The sequence below is a fragment of the Enterococcus viikkiensis genome (assembly GCF_005405345.1).
Taxonomy (GTDB): Bacteria; Bacillota; Bacilli; order Lactobacillales; family Enterococcaceae; genus Enterococcus_A; species Enterococcus_A viikkiensis.
Genome location: NZ_BJDW01000001.1, coordinates 223,401 through 238,562, shown reverse-complemented (window position 1 = coordinate 238,562; position 15,162 = coordinate 223,401). Strand labels below are relative to the sequence as shown.

The 15,162-nt window shown below is 40.4% G+C and carries 16 protein-coding genes; all 16 read left to right on the top strand.

All coding sequences use genetic code 11. From position 1 onward, the window contains the following. Positions 1 to 315, top strand: coding sequence for a YbaB/EbfC family nucleoid-associated protein (locus FFM67_RS01125; RefSeq protein ID WP_071860670.1), 315 nt, complete (start codon positions 1 to 3; stop codon positions 313 to 315). A 28-nt stretch (positions 316 to 343) separates the two neighbouring features. Then, positions 344 to 940: a recombination mediator RecR gene (gene recR, locus FFM67_RS01120; RefSeq protein ID WP_137612835.1), complete on the top strand. Its 597-nt coding sequence runs from the start codon at positions 344 to 346 to the stop codon at positions 938 to 940. A gap of 65 nt (positions 941 to 1,005) precedes the next feature. Continuing rightward, positions 1,006 to 1,659 (top strand): dTMP kinase, encoded by a 654-nt coding sequence (tmk, locus tag FFM67_RS01115; protein ID WP_137612834.1) that lies wholly within the window; start codon positions 1,006 to 1,008, stop codon positions 1,657 to 1,659. Positions 1,660 to 1,664: 5 nt separating this feature from the next. After that, positions 1,665 to 1,994, top strand: a complete 330-nt coding sequence (darA, locus tag FFM67_RS01110; RefSeq protein WP_137612833.1) for a cyclic di-AMP receptor DarA — start codon at positions 1,665 to 1,667, stop codon at positions 1,992 to 1,994. Between the two features lie 2 nt (positions 1,995 to 1,996). Then, positions 1,997 to 2,935 (top strand): DNA polymerase III subunit delta', encoded by a 939-nt coding sequence (gene holB / locus FFM67_RS01105; protein WP_137612832.1) that lies wholly within the window; start codon positions 1,997 to 1,999, stop codon positions 2,933 to 2,935. A gap of 28 nt (positions 2,936 to 2,963) precedes the next feature. Further along, positions 2,964 to 3,776, top strand: coding sequence for a PSP1 domain-containing protein (locus tag FFM67_RS01100; RefSeq protein ID WP_137612831.1), 813 nt, complete (start codon positions 2,964 to 2,966; stop codon positions 3,774 to 3,776). After that, positions 3,776 to 4,123, top strand: a complete 348-nt coding sequence (locus FFM67_RS01095; RefSeq protein WP_170177969.1) for a DNA replication initiation control protein YabA — start codon at positions 3,776 to 3,778, stop codon at positions 4,121 to 4,123. Before FFM67_RS01100 ends, FFM67_RS01095 begins: the two co-directional genes overlap by 1 nt. Before the next feature lie 108 nt (positions 4,124 to 4,231). Then, a complete protein-coding gene (gene rsmI / locus FFM67_RS01090) occupies positions 4,232 to 5,089 on the top strand; it encodes a 16S rRNA (cytidine(1402)-2'-O)-methyltransferase (RefSeq protein ID WP_137612829.1) in 858 nt (285 codons plus the stop codon). A gap of 150 nt (positions 5,090 to 5,239) precedes the next feature. Then, positions 5,240 to 6,454 carry an ammonium transporter gene (locus FFM67_RS01085; RefSeq protein ID WP_174784445.1) on the top strand — a complete coding sequence of 405 codons (1,215 nt, stop codon included), beginning with the start codon at positions 5,240 to 5,242 and terminating at the stop codon, positions 6,452 to 6,454. Positions 6,455 to 6,516: 62 nt separating this feature from the next. After that, positions 6,517 to 6,861, top strand: coding sequence for a P-II family nitrogen regulator (locus tag FFM67_RS01080; RefSeq protein ID WP_137612827.1), 345 nt, complete (start codon positions 6,517 to 6,519; stop codon positions 6,859 to 6,861). A gap of 555 nt (positions 6,862 to 7,416) precedes the next feature. Next, complete coding sequence (locus FFM67_RS01075; protein WP_137612826.1) at positions 7,417 to 8,520, top strand: baeRF6 domain-containing protein; 1,104 nt, start codon at positions 7,417 to 7,419, stop codon at positions 8,518 to 8,520. 192 nt (positions 8,521 to 8,712) lie between these two features. Continuing rightward, positions 8,713 to 8,913 (top strand): cold-shock protein, encoded by a 201-nt coding sequence (locus tag FFM67_RS01070; RefSeq protein WP_010740784.1) that lies wholly within the window; start codon positions 8,713 to 8,715, stop codon positions 8,911 to 8,913. Positions 8,914 to 9,095: 182 nt separating this feature from the next. After that, positions 9,096 to 11,849, top strand: coding sequence for a helicase C-terminal domain-containing protein (locus FFM67_RS01065; protein ID WP_137612825.1), 2,754 nt, complete (start codon positions 9,096 to 9,098; stop codon positions 11,847 to 11,849). A gap of 54 nt (positions 11,850 to 11,903) precedes the next feature. Next, entirely contained in the window at positions 11,904 to 12,407 is a 504-nt protein-coding gene (locus FFM67_RS01060; RefSeq protein WP_137612824.1) for a cell wall elongation regulator TseB-like domain-containing protein, read from the top strand. 27 nt (positions 12,408 to 12,434) lie between these two features. Further along, a complete protein-coding gene (locus FFM67_RS01055; RefSeq protein ID WP_137612823.1) occupies positions 12,435 to 13,622 on the top strand; it encodes a pyridoxal phosphate-dependent aminotransferase in 1,188 nt (395 codons plus the stop codon). Positions 13,623 to 13,662: 40 nt separating this feature from the next. Beyond that, the gene (gene asnS / locus FFM67_RS01050; RefSeq protein WP_137612822.1) at positions 13,663 to 14,961 is read left to right on the top strand and encodes an asparagine--tRNA ligase; all 1,299 of its coding nucleotides are present in this window, start codon (positions 13,663 to 13,665) and stop codon (positions 14,959 to 14,961) included. Positions 14,962 to 15,162: the final 201 nt, after the last annotated feature.

Genomic DNA, 15,162 nt, shown 5'->3' with positions numbered 1-15,162 from the left:
ATGATGCGCGGAATGGGAAATATGCAAGGTATGATGAAACAAATGCAGAAGATGCAAAAAGAAATGGTGAAGGCTCAAGATGAATTAAATGCTAAAGAATTCACTGGTAGCTCGACCAATGATCTAGTTACAGTGACCTTCACTGGAGATAAAACAATGAAAACAATGGCCATCAATCCTGAGCTGATTGATCCAGAAGATCCAGAAATGCTACAAGATATGATTGTGTTAGCAGTAAATGATGCGATTAAAAAAATTACTACCGAGACCGATCAAACGATGGGTAAATATACAAAGGGACTTCCTGGAATGTAAGCGACTTTGATCAGAAAGGAAGAACACAATGCACTATCCAGAACCAATTGCGAAACTGATTGAAAGCTATATGAAGCTTCCTGGGATCGGACAAAAAACTGCGACTCGTTTGGCTTTTTTCACGATTGATATGAAGGACGAATCCGTTAATGAGTTCGCCCGTTCATTGATCAGTGTCAAGCGTGACCTGCGCTTTTGCAGCATCTGTGGTAATATCACGGAAGAGGATCCTTGTGAGATATGCTCAGATACGACTCGTGATCGTAGTACGATCTTAGTAGTGGAGGAACCCAAAGATGTCATGTCGATGGAAAAGGTTCGTGAGTACCACGGACTTTATCACGTTCTCCACGGAGTGTTGTCACCCATGGAAGGAACCGGACCGGAAGATATTAATATTGCACCGTTAATCAAACGGCTGCATGATGATGAAGTGAAAGAAGTTATTATCGCTACCAATGCGACGACTGAAGGAGAAGCTACGGCGATGTATTTGTCGCGCTTGATCAAACCAGCTGGTATTAAAGTGACCCGCTTAGCCCATGGATTGTCCGTTGGCAGTGATATTGAATATGCTGATGAGATTACTTTGCTGAAAGCAGTCGAAGGACGCCGTGAACTTTAATTTTTTCACGGTTTTTTTTTGAAAATAGAAGATAGAGAAGATCATTATTTTGGGGGACAAGGAACGTGAAGGGACTATTTATTACGATTGAAGGACCAGACGGAGCTGGCAAAACCAGTGTAATCGAAGAACTGTATCCGAGATTACAAGCAACAGCGGCAAAACAAATTGTTAAAACAAGAGAGCCAGGTGGTATTCCAATCGCAGAGAAAATTCGCCACGTGATCCTTGATCCAATCAACGATCAGATGGATGATCGAACTGAGGCATTGCTTTATGCAGCGGCTCGTCGTCAACATCTGGTTGAGAAAATTTGGCCAGCTTTAGATGCTGGGAAAATTGTTTTGTGTGACCGTTTTGTAGATAGCTCTTTAGCTTATCAGGGAGCGGGCAGAGGTATTGGGATGGATGAGGTGTTAAAAATCAATGAGTTTGCTACTGAAGGAACCATTCCAGATATTACTTTGTATTTAGATGTCGATTCAGATACAGGTCTGCAACGAATTATGAAGAACCGAACCAATCAAATTGACCGTTTGGACTCCGAAGGGTTACAATTTCATCAAAGGGTTCGACATGCTTACTTAAAACTTGCAGAAGCAAATGCTGATCGAATCGTAAAAATTGATGCTAGAAAGCGTCTTGATGAAGTTGTAGAAGATTGCTTCTACGAATTGTTGACCTGTTTTCCAGAGTATTTTCAATCACGAGAGGTGTAAAAGAGATGAAACTTATTTTAGCGATTGTCCAAGACAAAGATTCTAACCGCTTAGCCAATGAATTTATTGATGCCAATATTCGAGCAACGAAGCTCTCTTCTACCGGTGGCTTTTTGAAGGCTGGCAACAGCACCTTCATTATTGGGATCGAAGACGAACGGGTAGACGATGCATTAGCATTGATTAAAGAAACGTGTCAAGCGCGGACACAATATGTTACTACGCCTGTGACCCTTGATATTTCTTTAGACGGGCAAGTTCCTTATCCAGTTGAAGTTGAAGTCGGTGGTGCGACAGTCTTTGTCTTACCAGTTGAAGGCTTCCAGCAGTATTAATGATGGAAGAAGCGAAAAGACTCGAGACCATTCAACCGATCGTTTTTCGCCAATTACAAAACAGTTTTGAGCATGGGCGTATGGCTCATGCTTATCTTTTTGAAGGCGATCAAGGGACTGGCAAAGCTGAATTGGCACTGTGGTTTGTGAAACATCTTTTTTGTTTGAACTTACAAGCTGGGATGCCCTGTGAAAAGTGCAATAATTGTCTGCGAATAAATAGTAAGGATCACCCCGATGTCGTTGAAATCGAACCAGACGGACAGTCAATCAAGGTGGATCAAATTCGCGCGTTGCAAAGCGAATTAGCAAAGAGTGGTTTTGAGTCTGCAAAAAAGGTTGTAATCATCCATCAAGCAGAAAAAATGAATCTCAATTCAGCAAACAGTTTGCTGAAATTTCTTGAAGAGCCGCCAGCGAATTTTATGATTATTTTAGAAACGCAATCGTTAGGAAAAATATTACCTACGATTCGTTCTCGTTGTCAGATCATCCATTTTCAAGCATTATCAAAGGAACATCTCCAAGCACGCTTAGAAGCTGATCAAATCCCAACCAAAACCGCACAACTATTAGCAAATTTAACAAATAGTTATGGAAAAGCTGTTGAAATCTCAAAAGATGAATGGTTTAATGAAGCTAGAGATAGCGTTATTCAATGGTTTAATTATCTCGAAAAAAATGACCCGCAAGCTTTTATTTATGTGCAGAAGAAGCTCGTAAAGACCTTTAAAGATAAAATGCAGCAGCAATTTTGTTTTGAACTGCTGGCTTATTTTGTCAAGGAAAAACGGGATCGAGACTTGAAAAACCAGCAAACAAGCGTAGTGAAAGCCAATAACTTGTTAGCTGAAGTTTTAGCTGCCAGTCAAAAATTAGAAGCAAACGTCTCATTTCAAAATATCGCAGAACAAATAACGTTGCACACTGTTTTTGCATAGCGTTATTTAACAGAGAGTAGGGAAAACCATGGTTGAAGTTGTAGGTGTTCGGTTTCGTGACGCAGGACATATTTATTATTATGCGCCCGGGAACAAAGAATACTACTATAATGATAAAGTCTTGGTTGAGTCACAACAGGCGCACCAGATTGCGACAGTGGCGATTCCAAAAATCGAGATTGCTAAAAATGATTTATCATATGAGTTAAAAACAATTTTGCATAAAGCCTCTGAAAAAGAATTAAGAAAAGTGGCTCAAAACGAAGCGGATGCAGCAACAGCCTTTAAAACGGCTAAAGAAAAGATTCGGGAACACGAACTGGATATGAAGCTAATTCAAGTTGAATATACGTTTGATCGTAGCAAAATGGTTTTCTATTTTACGGCGGATGGCCGGATTGATTTTCGTGAATTAGTGAAAGATTTAGCCGGTGTTTTTCGGACACGGATCGAATTACGTCAGATTGGTGTGCGGGATGAAGCGAAAATCTTGGGTGGAATTGGTCCTTGTGGCAGACCGCTGTGTTGTTCGACTTTTTTAGGCGATTTTATCCCAGTGTCTATCAAGATGGCAAAAGATCAAGGACTATCCTTGAACCCAACAAAAATTTCGGGTTTGTGTGGTCGTTTGATGTGTTGCTTGAAATATGAGAATGGCGAATATGAAGCTGCTAAAAAAGCTATGCCTGATTATGGCAAAGAAATCAATACACCCGAAGGTCGGGGAAAAGTGATCGGTTTGAATTTGTTAAGCAAAGTGGTGAAAGTGCGCCTGTTCGGCCGTGATGCCACTGTAGATTTTGATTATCAAGAGTTAGTTGAAGCAGGTGAACAAGCATGATGGATCGACGTTCGCTATATGATGGCTTAAATCAATTAGAACATGAGATGCAAAAAAATCTCACGGATCTTGTTTCGATGAAAGAGACATTATTAGAGCTAGTAGAGAAGAATGCGACCTTAGAGATGGAAAACGAACGATTGCGGGAACGTATTCGACAAATCGATGAAAAGAAATCTCCTGTCTTTGATGAACGTCAGGAATTATCTGAATCTCGGTTGAATCTTGAAAAAATATACGAAGACGGGTTTCACGTCTGCAATTTGCTTTATGGCTCAAGACGGGAGCAAGATGAACCTTGTGCCTTTTGTTTGGATGTCATCTATCGCGAAAGTAAACAAAAATAAGCGAACCGGGACGAATTGTTCCGGTTTTTTAGTAGTTTGATGATTGCTTTTCAGGAGTTCTACTCTTGGGATCGCAGGTTGAATCGCTAATTAGAAAGAAGGAAAGTCGTGAAAAGTCAAAAGAGTTTTGCTGAAGCTGCTGGGGTGCTCTATTTAGTACCGACGCCAATCGGAAATTTAGAAGATATGACCTTTCGAGCAGTCAAGACGCTGCAGGAAGTGGATTTGATCGCTAGTGAGGATACACGAAATACCCAAAAATTATTGAATCACTTTGAGATAAAGGTGCCACAAAAAAGTCTCCATGAACATAATTATAATGAACGTATCCCAGAGTTGATTCGCTTTTTAAAAGGTGGTCAAAGTATTGCGCAAGTCAGTGATGCCGGAATGCCCTCAATCAGCGACCCAGGTCATGAATTAGTCGTCGCTTGTATTAATGAGGACATTCCTGTGATTGCGTTGCCTGGAGCAACTGCTGGGATGACTGCTTTGATCGCTTCCGGTTTATTGCCGCAGCCTTTTTATTTTTACGGGTTTTTACAACGAAAGAGGAGTGCACAGAAAAAAGAGTTGGAGGAATTAAAGAAACAAACCGCGACTTTGATTTTTTATGAATCGCCTCATCGGGTGAAAGAAACCTTGAAAAATATGAATGGTGTTTGGGGAAACCGTGAAGTCGTGATTTGTCGAGAGTTGACGAAGCTTTACGAAGAATATTTACGAGGCACTACCGAAGAATTATTAACTTATTTAGAAGATCATTCTTTAAAAGGTGAATGCTGTCTCTTAGTGGCTGGTGCTGATGAAGCGGAGGAAACAGATGAAGTTTTCGAAGGAACACTTAAGGAACAGGTAGAAGCGTTGATTGTAGCAGGTCAGCCTTCAAAGGAAGCTATTAAAACGGTTGCCAAAAGGCACAATTTGAAAAAACAAGAAGTTTACAAAGAATACCACGACTTATAAGAGTAGGAGAATCCTCCTACTCTTTTTATGTTACTATTTCTGACACAAAAAGTAATTAAATTAGAAAAAGATGAAAAAAATGGGTAAAAACACTTTTAATCTGAGAAAACGATGTTAGAATACTTAACATAAAAAGAATGGAGTGGTTTGATGGCAGCGAATATTGCATTTATTTTGATTTGTTCTGGATTGGTTTTTCTCATGACCCCGGCACTGGCCTTTTTTTATGGCGGACTGGAGCGTAGAAAAAATATTTTGAACACGATGATGATGGTCATCTGTACGATGGGATTGGCCTCGGTTCTGTGGGTGGCGATTGGCTATTCGTTATCCTTTAGCGGTCATGGCGACTTTTTCGGGAATTTTGACAAACTTTTTTTTCACGGTGTTTCCATGACAAAAGGCGAGGGTATTCCTGAAGGTCTGTTTGCCTTCTTTCAAATGATGTTTGCTTTGATAACGACCGCAATTTTGACCGGATCAGTTGCAGGTCGGATGCGCTTTTCAGCGATTTTCTTATTCATCGCAATTTGGCTAGTGGTAGTGTATTTCCCAATGGCGCACATGGTTTGGGGTGGCGGCTTCCTTGATAAAATCGGTTCGGTTGATTTTGCGGGCGGAAATGTTGTCCATATTAGTTCAGGGATATCTGGCTTGGTCTTAGCGATCGTATTAGGCCGCCGGCGAGAATATCATTTAGGAGATTATCGTCCTCATAACGTGCCTTTTGTTGTATTAGGAACCGGCTTGTTATGGTTTGGCTGGTTTGGATTTAATGGAGGGTCCGCATTAGCGGCCAACGGTTTAGCGATTCACGCGTCGATAACGACGAACACAGCCGCTGCTTGTGCTATGCTTTCATGGATGTTGATTGAAAAATTGTTAAATGGTAAGCCAACAGTAGTTGGAGCCTGTACGGGTGCTGTTGTAGGTCTAGTTGCCATCACTCCTGGTGCCGGTTTTGTTTCGATTGGCGCAAGCTTCTTGATTGGGGCTCTGGTCAGTCCCTTCTGCTATTTGTTTATTGCTGTAATCAAACAAAAACTAGGTTTTGATGATGCATTGGATGCCTTTGGTTGTCACGGTGTTGGTGGAATTTTTGGTGGAATTGCCACGGGAATTTTTGCTGATCCGTCAGTAGGTGGGAAAACAGGACTCATTTACGGCCAGCCCCATTTGTTCATCGCACAGATCGAGAGTGTTCTATTTACGTTAATGTTTGCTGGAGTGGCCAGCTATTTGATTATTTCTTTGATTAGAGTCTTTATGCCGATTCGAGTGTCGCAACAAGAAGAAGCGCTGGGGTTGGATCAAATTGAACATGCTGAGAATGCCTATCCAACATTTATGGGGATGGATTCTTAATTAGAGAAAGGAAGCGAGAGTGTTTCTAGAAATATCATTTTGAAGGGAGTTTGCAAGGTACAATGAAAAAAGTTGAAGCAATTATCAGGCAGGAAAAGTTAGAAATACTCAAGGCAGCGATTGATCATGAGGTGGAAGTAAACGGGATGACTGTTAGCCAAGTTTTAGGCTGTGGATTGCAAAAAGGACAAAAGACTCATGTCCGAGGACAAGAAGTTATTACGACCTTGTTGCCAAAAGTTTCGGTCAGTTTTATTTTAGCGGATGAAGATGTGGAGCAAGTGATTGGTTTAATCTTAGATACTTGTCAATCTGACGAATGCGGTACGGGAAAAATATTTGTTTATCCGATTGAAGAGGTGATCCGCATTCGTACACGAGAATCTGGAAAAGCCGCACTTCAATAAGGAAATAAAATGTAAACGAAGAGCCGTACCGATGCATTTCGGAACGGTTCTTTTTTACTAACTCAGAATTTTTAAGAGTCCAGAAAAATTTGGAGCTAGCTCCACTCTTTATAGTATCCTTCCAACTTTGAGTAATTGAGAAATGCTTGGCTGATAGCTAGCTCCTGTTAAAAAAATAATTTCGAAGCCTAGATAAATGATTTATTTTCATATGCATACGACATCACTAAGAGCATTGGACGCGAAATGGAAGGCGTAAAAAAACCACCATAGCCGTCACTATGGTGGAAATGAAGGTTGTTATTTACTCTTGGTAGGAGTAAGTATGAAAAAACCAATTCGGGATAATTGGTATATTCATATAATAATCGACTGCTACGATGAATTCATGAATAGCCGTTTGTTAATCGCTAAGAAATGTATTAGAAAAAACTTATGCAAATTTCTGTGGAATTTTTCGATATTTTTACATAATGTAACGGTTGCATTTCGTTTTAAGGAAATTGCTGGCTATGGTACACTTGATTTGGAAGACTTAAATAGGAGGGTACATTTATGGCAAATATCAGTAAAAAGTTACTAGCTGAATTGACTTCAGAAGAAGCAACGGGACCGTTTATCACGTTTATGTTAAATACGCATCACGCGCATCAAGATGTGGAAAAAGATCAAATCATGTTTAAAAACTTTGCTAAAGAAGCGAAGAAACGCTTCGAGAAAAAATACACTGATCATAGCTTTGAACCATTCCAAGAAAAGATCGATCAACTCTTAGCGGACGGTGATTTTTGGCGTAGTGGAACAAAAGGTGTCGCAGTCATTTTGACAGCGGGGGAAACCTATATTCACCGGTTAAGCATCGGAGTGGATAATCAATATTATGTCAGTGATCTGCCTTATTTATTGGCGATCATCAAAAATGCCCAGTTCAATTATTCTTACTATTTAATGGCCTTGAATCGAGATTCTATGAAACTTTATTGTGTTCGTAATAAGGAGGTTAAAGTAGTCGAGCTTCCTGATGATGCACCTAAAGATATCGTAACGGCTTTAGGCGATGAATTAACCGGTGGAAATCTGAACGTGTCTGCTCGCGGCGGTGAAACCGGCAGTTTCCATGGGATTAATACCAAAGATGAAGAGGTGGAGATCGACTGGATCAATTACTACCAAGCGGTGGATAATTACTTGAAAGAGCTGGATAATCCAGAGCAGTTCCCCATTTATCTATTTGCTTTACCGGAAAATCAAACACAGTTTAAAAAGGTGGCTAAAAATCCATATTACTCAGATAAAGCAGCCATTACTGGTTCACCGGCTCAATCGAATGTGAACGATGTGAAAAAGGAAAGTCAAAAAATTGCTGATGAGTTGGCTGCGGCGGAAACACAAAGTTATCAAAAATTAACGGATAAGAAATTTAATGATCAATTGGTCGATATTGTGCCAGCAGCAAAAGAAGGGAAAATTTCTCATCTCTTTATCGCTACTTCCAATTTAGTTGATGGCTTTGGTGAAGACCCAGATGTGGAATATGACCGTCGTCAAGTATTGAATGAAATTGCTGATGACGTTATCAAAAATGGTGGACAGGTCTTTGTTCTAGACCAAAAAGATGCCCCGGATGAAAAAAGTTTATTGGCAGTTTTGCGCTATTAGCGCTTTAATGTTTCAAATAGATTAAGAAAAAACTTTTTAAGCGATAATCTAGTGTTATCGCTTTTTCTGTGTTATACTTCTAATTGTAGTTTTTGTACGGTAATATTGGCAAGTTTGTTTCAGACGACATCTTTCCTATTTCACCATTCAAGTAATTACAAAATTAATTTTTATCCTAGGAGGATGTTTAACATGGAACAAGGTACAGTAAAATGGTTTAACTCAGAAAAAGGTTACGGATTTATCACTGCTGAAAACGGAAACGACGTATTCGTACATTTCTCAGCAATCCAAGGCGACGGCTTCAAAACTTTAGAAGAAGGTCAAGCAGTGACTTTCGATGTTGAAGATGGCCAACGTGGACCTCAAGCAACAAACGTAAACAAAGCTTAATTAGTTTTTTCAAACGAGTGCTTCGGTACTCGTTTTTTTTTAATCATAGGATAGACTTAGCAGAATTTTTTTGCTAGGTCTTTTTTATTTTTGAAAAAATAGTCGGCTTTCGAAAGACTTAAGAGGACGGCTCTGTTAAAAAATAGTAGAATCCGCTATAATTCCATAGGAAGGAGGCTGTCATGAAAAAAAGATATGCAGTTGTAGACATTGAAACGACTGGGACAGATCCAAAGTCGGATCGGATTATTCAATTTGGTTGTGCACTGATTGAAGATAGTGAGATCGTTGCGCATTTTTCAACGGATATCAATCCCGATCAAACGATTCCAAATCAAATCCAAACCCTAACAGGGATCACGAATCAGCGGATTCGTAAAGCCCCTTATTTCGAAGATGTCGCCGAAACGATTAGTAATTTATTGGAGGGGACTGTTTTTGTCGCCCATAATATTTATTTCGATTATCCATTTTTAAGTAATGAACTTGAACGTTGTGGAATGCCGCCGTTAACGATTGACGGCATCGATACCGTTGAATTGGCGCAAGTGTTCATGCCGACCTCTCCAAGCTTCCGCTTAAGAGATTTAGCAGAGGAATTGCAGCTAGTCCATGAAAATCCTCATCAAGCAGATAGTGATGCTGATGTAACGGCACAGTTACTGTTGCATTTGGAAATTCAAATAAAAAAATTACCGATTATCACGCTAGAGAAGATTGTAGCGACTGCTGATCAGATGGCTTTTCAGACGAAAAACTATCTAGTCGATTGTTTGATTGAGCTGCAAGAACAACGCAAGCCGTTGGCAAAAGAGCTGGTGATCGTTCATGGCTTCGCACTGAAAAAAAAGAGCGTACCGCTTTTTTCTGAAAATTATTTTGGCACCAAAGCTTATCCTCGCTCTCGTAAAGCCAAAGAAAAGGTGTATCAAAAGGAGCTGGATTTTCGTAAGGAACAGGCGCGCTTGATGAATTTAGTCTATGACTTTTTTAATAAGAAAGAGGACAAAAATATTTTAGTCGAAGCCGCGACGGGTATCGGGAAAACCTTAGGCTATCTATTGCCTATGAGTTATGTGGCAACACCGGAAAATCCGTTAGTGATTAGCACCGTCTCTTTATTGTTGCAGGAACAGATTGTGAATCACGATCTGCCGCTGATCAATCGCTTATTGGATCAGCCTTTGCAAGCGGTAGTGATGAAAAGCAGTCGCCACTATCTCGACCTTGATCGTTTTTATCAGAGCTTCCAAAACAAATCTCAGCAAAAACAATATACCTTTTACCAAATGGCTTTGCTAGTTTGGTTGACTCAGACAGAGACGGGGGATTTTGACGAGCTAAATATGACGAACTTGAAGCATCCTTTTTGGCAAGAGGTGGCTCATCTGGGCCCAACAACGTTAAATCCTAATAGTCCTTTTTACGAGGTTGATTTTATTCACCATCGTCAGAAAAAATTGGCACAAAGCAATGTGATTATTACGAATCATTCCTTTTTAGCTCAAGAAAATCAGCGGAAAAGTCCACAGCTGCCGGCCAGTCCCTATTTGATTATTGATGAGGCCCATCATTTAAATCGAGTTTTGGAAAAGGTCAGCACGCATCAATTAAATATTTTGGCGATCCAAAAGGGGTTCAGTCATTTGCTGGAAAATAAAGTCTTTCAAGCTTGGCGAGCCTTAGTTAAAAAAGATCAGCAGACCCAACATTCGTTAGAAGTTTTTCAGGATGTGTTGCAGGAATTGAATGAAGAGCTGACCGATCTTTATCAGCTATTTAAAGAGGAGTTTCCAACGAATGACGAGCGCTTGATTACTAAGGAAATGATTGATCAATTATCTTTAGCGAGTGAACAAGTCTTGCAGCGGGTAAGTTTGCTTTATCAAGACGCAGTAACACTTGGCGAGCAGTTGAAAAGTTATTATCTGCGCTATCAAGAGACCTTTAGCATTTCCGAACAGGCTCAGTGGAGTGATCTACAAACATTATTGGATAGCTTAGCCCAACAGCAGCTGGCTTTCGAACTTTTCAGTGAACAGTGGGAGCCTCGTTATATTCATTGGTTCAATGTCAAACGTAAGACGCTTCACGTACAAGACTTGGAAGCTTCGCAATTAAATCAAACAAGCTGGTATCCTCGTTACAAACAGATTTTGTATCTCGGCGGAACGTTAAAAATTGGTGGTGATCGCCATTATTTTGCAAAACGCTGGGGAATTCCTGAAGCGGCGTTGAAAATCATCAGTAGTCCCTACGATTATGAACAACAAGCGCGACTTTATTTACCAACAGAAAACATTAGTATTCAAACGTCTTCACCAGATCAATATGCCCAATATGTTGCCGATGTGGTCCATAAAATGACGGTTCATCAGCAACGACCGATTCTAGTTTTATTTACTTCTCATGATATTTTGAATCGCGTGCATCAGCGATTGAAGATGCCGTTGTTGCATGAAGGACGAGAAGTCTTAGCACAAGGAATCGGCGGGAGTCGTGAGAAGTTGCTGAAACGATTTTTACTTTCAAAAGATGCGGTGCTGCTAGGGGCGGACAGCTTTTGGGAAGGGATCGATTTACCTGGAGAGATCTTGCAGCTCTTGATTGTAACCCGACTGCCCTTTGAAAATCCGCAACGTATTCAAGTTCGTGCTCGAAACAGTTTCCTAGAGGCTGAGGGAATCAATCCCTTTTTCCAAGAAGCAGTCCCTCATGCGGCATTGCGTCTAAGACAGGCATTAGGTCGTTTGATTCGTTCTGAAACAGATAAGGGCGTGATGCTCTTATTGGATCAACGCTTTGTTTCAGCTAGCTACGGCGAACGATTACGAAAGGCGTTGCCGAAAGAATTGCCAATCAAACAGCTACCGCTAGAAGAAATTTTGACGGAAACGACTCAATTCTTAATTTCTGAGAAAAGTGAAGAGAATTAATGAGGGATAGTTGTTCTTTTGGTATAATGTAGCTTGTCTGGAAGGAGTATGATTTTGGATACGAATAGTGCAAAACAGAATAAACTTAACCGTTGGCTGTTAGGAATCGTGGCCTTTTTATTGATCATCCTTGTTGCCGGATCTATGATTTTCATTCGTTCAAACCGGCCAATGCAACAGGCGAAAAGAGAAGCGATCCAAATGGCGGAAAAATATGCAGATCTTGAAACGGTGGATCAGTTTTACTGGTTCAATCGCGAGCAGACTTATTTTACGGTCGTAGGAAAAAACAAATCACAGGAAGAAATCATTGTGATCATTCCGAAATCGGGAGACAAAGTGCGTGTCCTTGCTCAGAAGGATGGACTGACTGAGGAGCAAGCAGAAGCAACTGTTAAAACGAATTATCCCGATGTCACCGTTGAAAAAGCAACTCTTGGTATCTATCGCGACAAGACGGCTTGGGAAATCACTGCAAAAGACGATCAAGGCGCGATTTATTATTACTTGCTGACCTTTAATGACGGCAAGACAATTAAAGTCATCAAAAAGCTCTAAAAAATCTTGGTAGGGGAGTTATTGGTTATGAAATTATCGCAGCGTGTAACGAACTTAGAACCGTCCGTCACTTTAGCAGCAACGACAAAAGCCAAAGAATTGAAAGCAAAAGGGTTAGATGTGATTAGTTTGACCGTAGGAGAGCCTGATTTTACTACACCGGAAAATATCGAGCAAGCGGCTATTGATGGGATCAAGAGTGGGAAAGTCAGCTTTTACACTGCCTCAGGTGGTACACCAGAATTAAAATCAGCGATCATTGAGTTCACTGAAAAAAATTATGACCGGACTGTTGAAGCAAAAAATATTATCGTGACTACCGGTGCAAAATTTGCTTTGTATACGTTGTTCCAAACCATTCTTGATGCTGGGGATGAAGTAATCATTCCAGTGCCTTATTGGGTTAGTTACGGAGAACAAGTCAAGTTAGCGCAAGGCAATCCAGTCTTTGTGTATGGGGAACAAGCCAACGATTATAAGATCACAGTGGATAATTTGGAAGAAGTTCGTACAGAAAAAACCAAAGCGATCATTATCAACTCCCCCTCAAATCCGACTGGGATGATTTATTCAGAGGATGAACTGCGAGCGCTAGGTGAATGGGCTGTTCGTCACGATTTATTGATTGTTTCAGATGATATTTATGATCATCTTGTTTATAATGGGAACAAAGCGGCCCATCTTGCTTCTTTATCTGACGAGATTTTTCAGCATACAGTGATCATTAACGGTGTATCAAAAACCTATTCCATGACCGGTTGGCGAATCGGTTATGCGATCGGTAACGCTGAAATCATCAGTGGTATGACAGCAATTGCTTCACAATCAACCAGTAACCCAACAGCGGTCAGTCAAATTGCGGCGGTCGAAGCTTTGTCAGGTGAACAAGAGACAGTCGAAAAAATGCGGCAAGCTTTTGAGGAACGGCTAAATACCATTTATCCGAAGGTGGCTGATCTGCCAGGCTTTAAATTAACAAAACCACAGGGAGCCTTTTATCTATTTCCTAATATCAAGGAAGCGATGGATATGGGGGGGTATGATAACGTGACTACTTGGGTCAACGATCTATTAGAGCAAGAACAAGTAGCGCTGGTGACTGGTGAAGGATTTGGTTCGCCTGTCAGTGTGCGGATGAGTTATTCTGCCAGTATGGAAGAGTTAGAAGAAGCGGTTATACGGATTCGTCGTTTTATTGAAAATAGTAAAAAGTAAAAAAACTTCATTCGGGATAAATAAGTTAGGAGAGACATTTGTGGAACAGATTCAAATTATTGATGCCAAGAATCATGTTGGCGAAACAGTAAAAATTGGTGCTTGGGTAGCGAATAAGCGCTCAAGCGGAAAAATTTCTTTTTTACAATTACGTGATGGAACAGCTTATTTTCAAGCAGTTGTAGTAAAAAGCGAAGTATCAGAAGAAGTTTTCCATTTAGCAAAAGAGCTGACACAAGAAACGTCAGTTATCGTAACAGGAGAAATTCGGGAAGATACTCGTTCGAAATTCGGTTATGAGCTAGGCGTGAAGGAAATTGAAGTCATCGGTGAAAGTCATGAGTATCCTATCACACCAAAAGAACACGGCGTTGATTTTTTAATGGACCATCGTCATCTATGGTTGCGTTCATCACAACAACACGCAATCATGTTGATTCGTAACGAGGTGATTCGTGCGACATACGAATTCTTCAATAATAATGGTTTCGTGAAAGTTGATCCACCGATCTTAACGGGTTCAGCTCCTGAAGGTACGAGTGATTTATTTGAAACGAATTATTTTGATCATAAAGCTTATTTATCACAAAGCGGACAGTTATACATGGAAGCCGCAGCGATGGCTTTAGGAAAAGTATTCTCATTCGGCCCAACCTTCCGTGCTGAAAAATCGAAGACTCGTCGTCATTTAATTGAGTTTTGGATGATCGAACCGGAAATGGCTTTCATGCATCAAGAAGATAGCCTAGAAGTTCAAGAACAATATGTTGCGTACTTGGTACAAAGTGTCTTGGACAATTGTGACTACGCGTTGGATACGTTAGGTCGAGACAAAGAAATTTTGAAAAATTATACAAAATTACCGTTCCCACGAATCACGTATGATGATGCGATTGACTTATTGAAGAAAAATGATTTTGATGATATCGAATGGGGCGATGATTTTGGTTCGCCACATGAAACCTTTATCGCGAATTCCTTTGATCGTCCAGTCTTCATTTTGAATTATCCAAAAGCTATCAAACCATTCTACATGAAACCACATCCAACACGTGAAGACGTGGTGATCTGTGCGGATTTGATTGCACCAGAAGGCTATGGTGAAATTATCGGCGGTTCAGAACGTGCGACAGATTATGATTATCTGTTAGAACAAATTCGTGAGGCTGGTTTGAACGAAGAAGAATATTCATGGTATTTGGATTTGCGTAAATACGGAACGGTGCCTCATTCAGGCTTTGGTTTAGGCTTGGAACGGACCATTACCTTTATTTCAGGAATTGATCATGTACGGGAAGCCATTCCATTCCCACGCTTGTTAAACCGGATTTATCCATAAGAATAAATAATAAAGGAGCTGTGACAAAAATCTTGTCATAGCTCCTTTTGTCGAATAAAACGGTGTTTCAGAAGTAGTTTTTTTCGGAAATAAATTGAAGCCTTCCACGTTCTGTCACAAGCTCTTTTCTTTTTGAAAAAGCTTTCTTTTCTGCTTGACATATGAATGGTTGTTCATATATAATAAATATGAAGAAACATT

Bases quoted from the DNA above. Each gene is read 5' to 3' on its own strand.
- holB (WP_137612832.1), top strand. From the start codon at position 1,997: ATGGAAGAAGCGAAAAGACTCGAGACCATTCAACCGATCGTTTTTCGC.
- FFM67_RS01070 (WP_010740784.1), top strand. From the start codon at position 8,713: ATGGAACAAGGTACAGTAAAATGGTTTAACTCAGAAAAAGGTTACGGA.
- darA (WP_137612833.1), top strand. From the start codon at position 1,665: ATGAAACTTATTTTAGCGATTGTCCAAGACAAAGATTCTAACCGCTTA.
- recR (WP_137612835.1), top strand. From the start codon at position 344: ATGCACTATCCAGAACCAATTGCGAAACTGATTGAAAGCTATATGAAG.
- FFM67_RS01125 (WP_071860670.1), top strand. From the start codon at position 1: ATGATGCGCGGAATGGGAAATATGCAAGGTATGATGAAACAAATGCAG.
- FFM67_RS01055 (WP_137612823.1), top strand. From the start codon at position 12,435: ATGAAATTATCGCAGCGTGTAACGAACTTAGAACCGTCCGTCACTTTA.
- FFM67_RS01085 (WP_174784445.1), top strand. From the start codon at position 5,240: ATGGCAGCGAATATTGCATTTATTTTGATTTGTTCTGGATTGGTTTTT.
- FFM67_RS01100 (WP_137612831.1), top strand. From the start codon at position 2,964: ATGGTTGAAGTTGTAGGTGTTCGGTTTCGTGACGCAGGACATATTTAT.
- FFM67_RS01075 (WP_137612826.1), top strand. From the start codon at position 7,417: ATGGCAAATATCAGTAAAAAGTTACTAGCTGAATTGACTTCAGAAGAA.
- FFM67_RS01080 (WP_137612827.1), top strand. From the start codon at position 6,517: ATGAAAAAAGTTGAAGCAATTATCAGGCAGGAAAAGTTAGAAATACTC.
- FFM67_RS01095 (WP_170177969.1), top strand. From the start codon at position 3,776: ATGGATCGACGTTCGCTATATGATGGCTTAAATCAATTAGAACATGAG.
- FFM67_RS01065 (WP_137612825.1), top strand. From the start codon at position 9,096: ATGAAAAAAAGATATGCAGTTGTAGACATTGAAACGACTGGGACAGAT.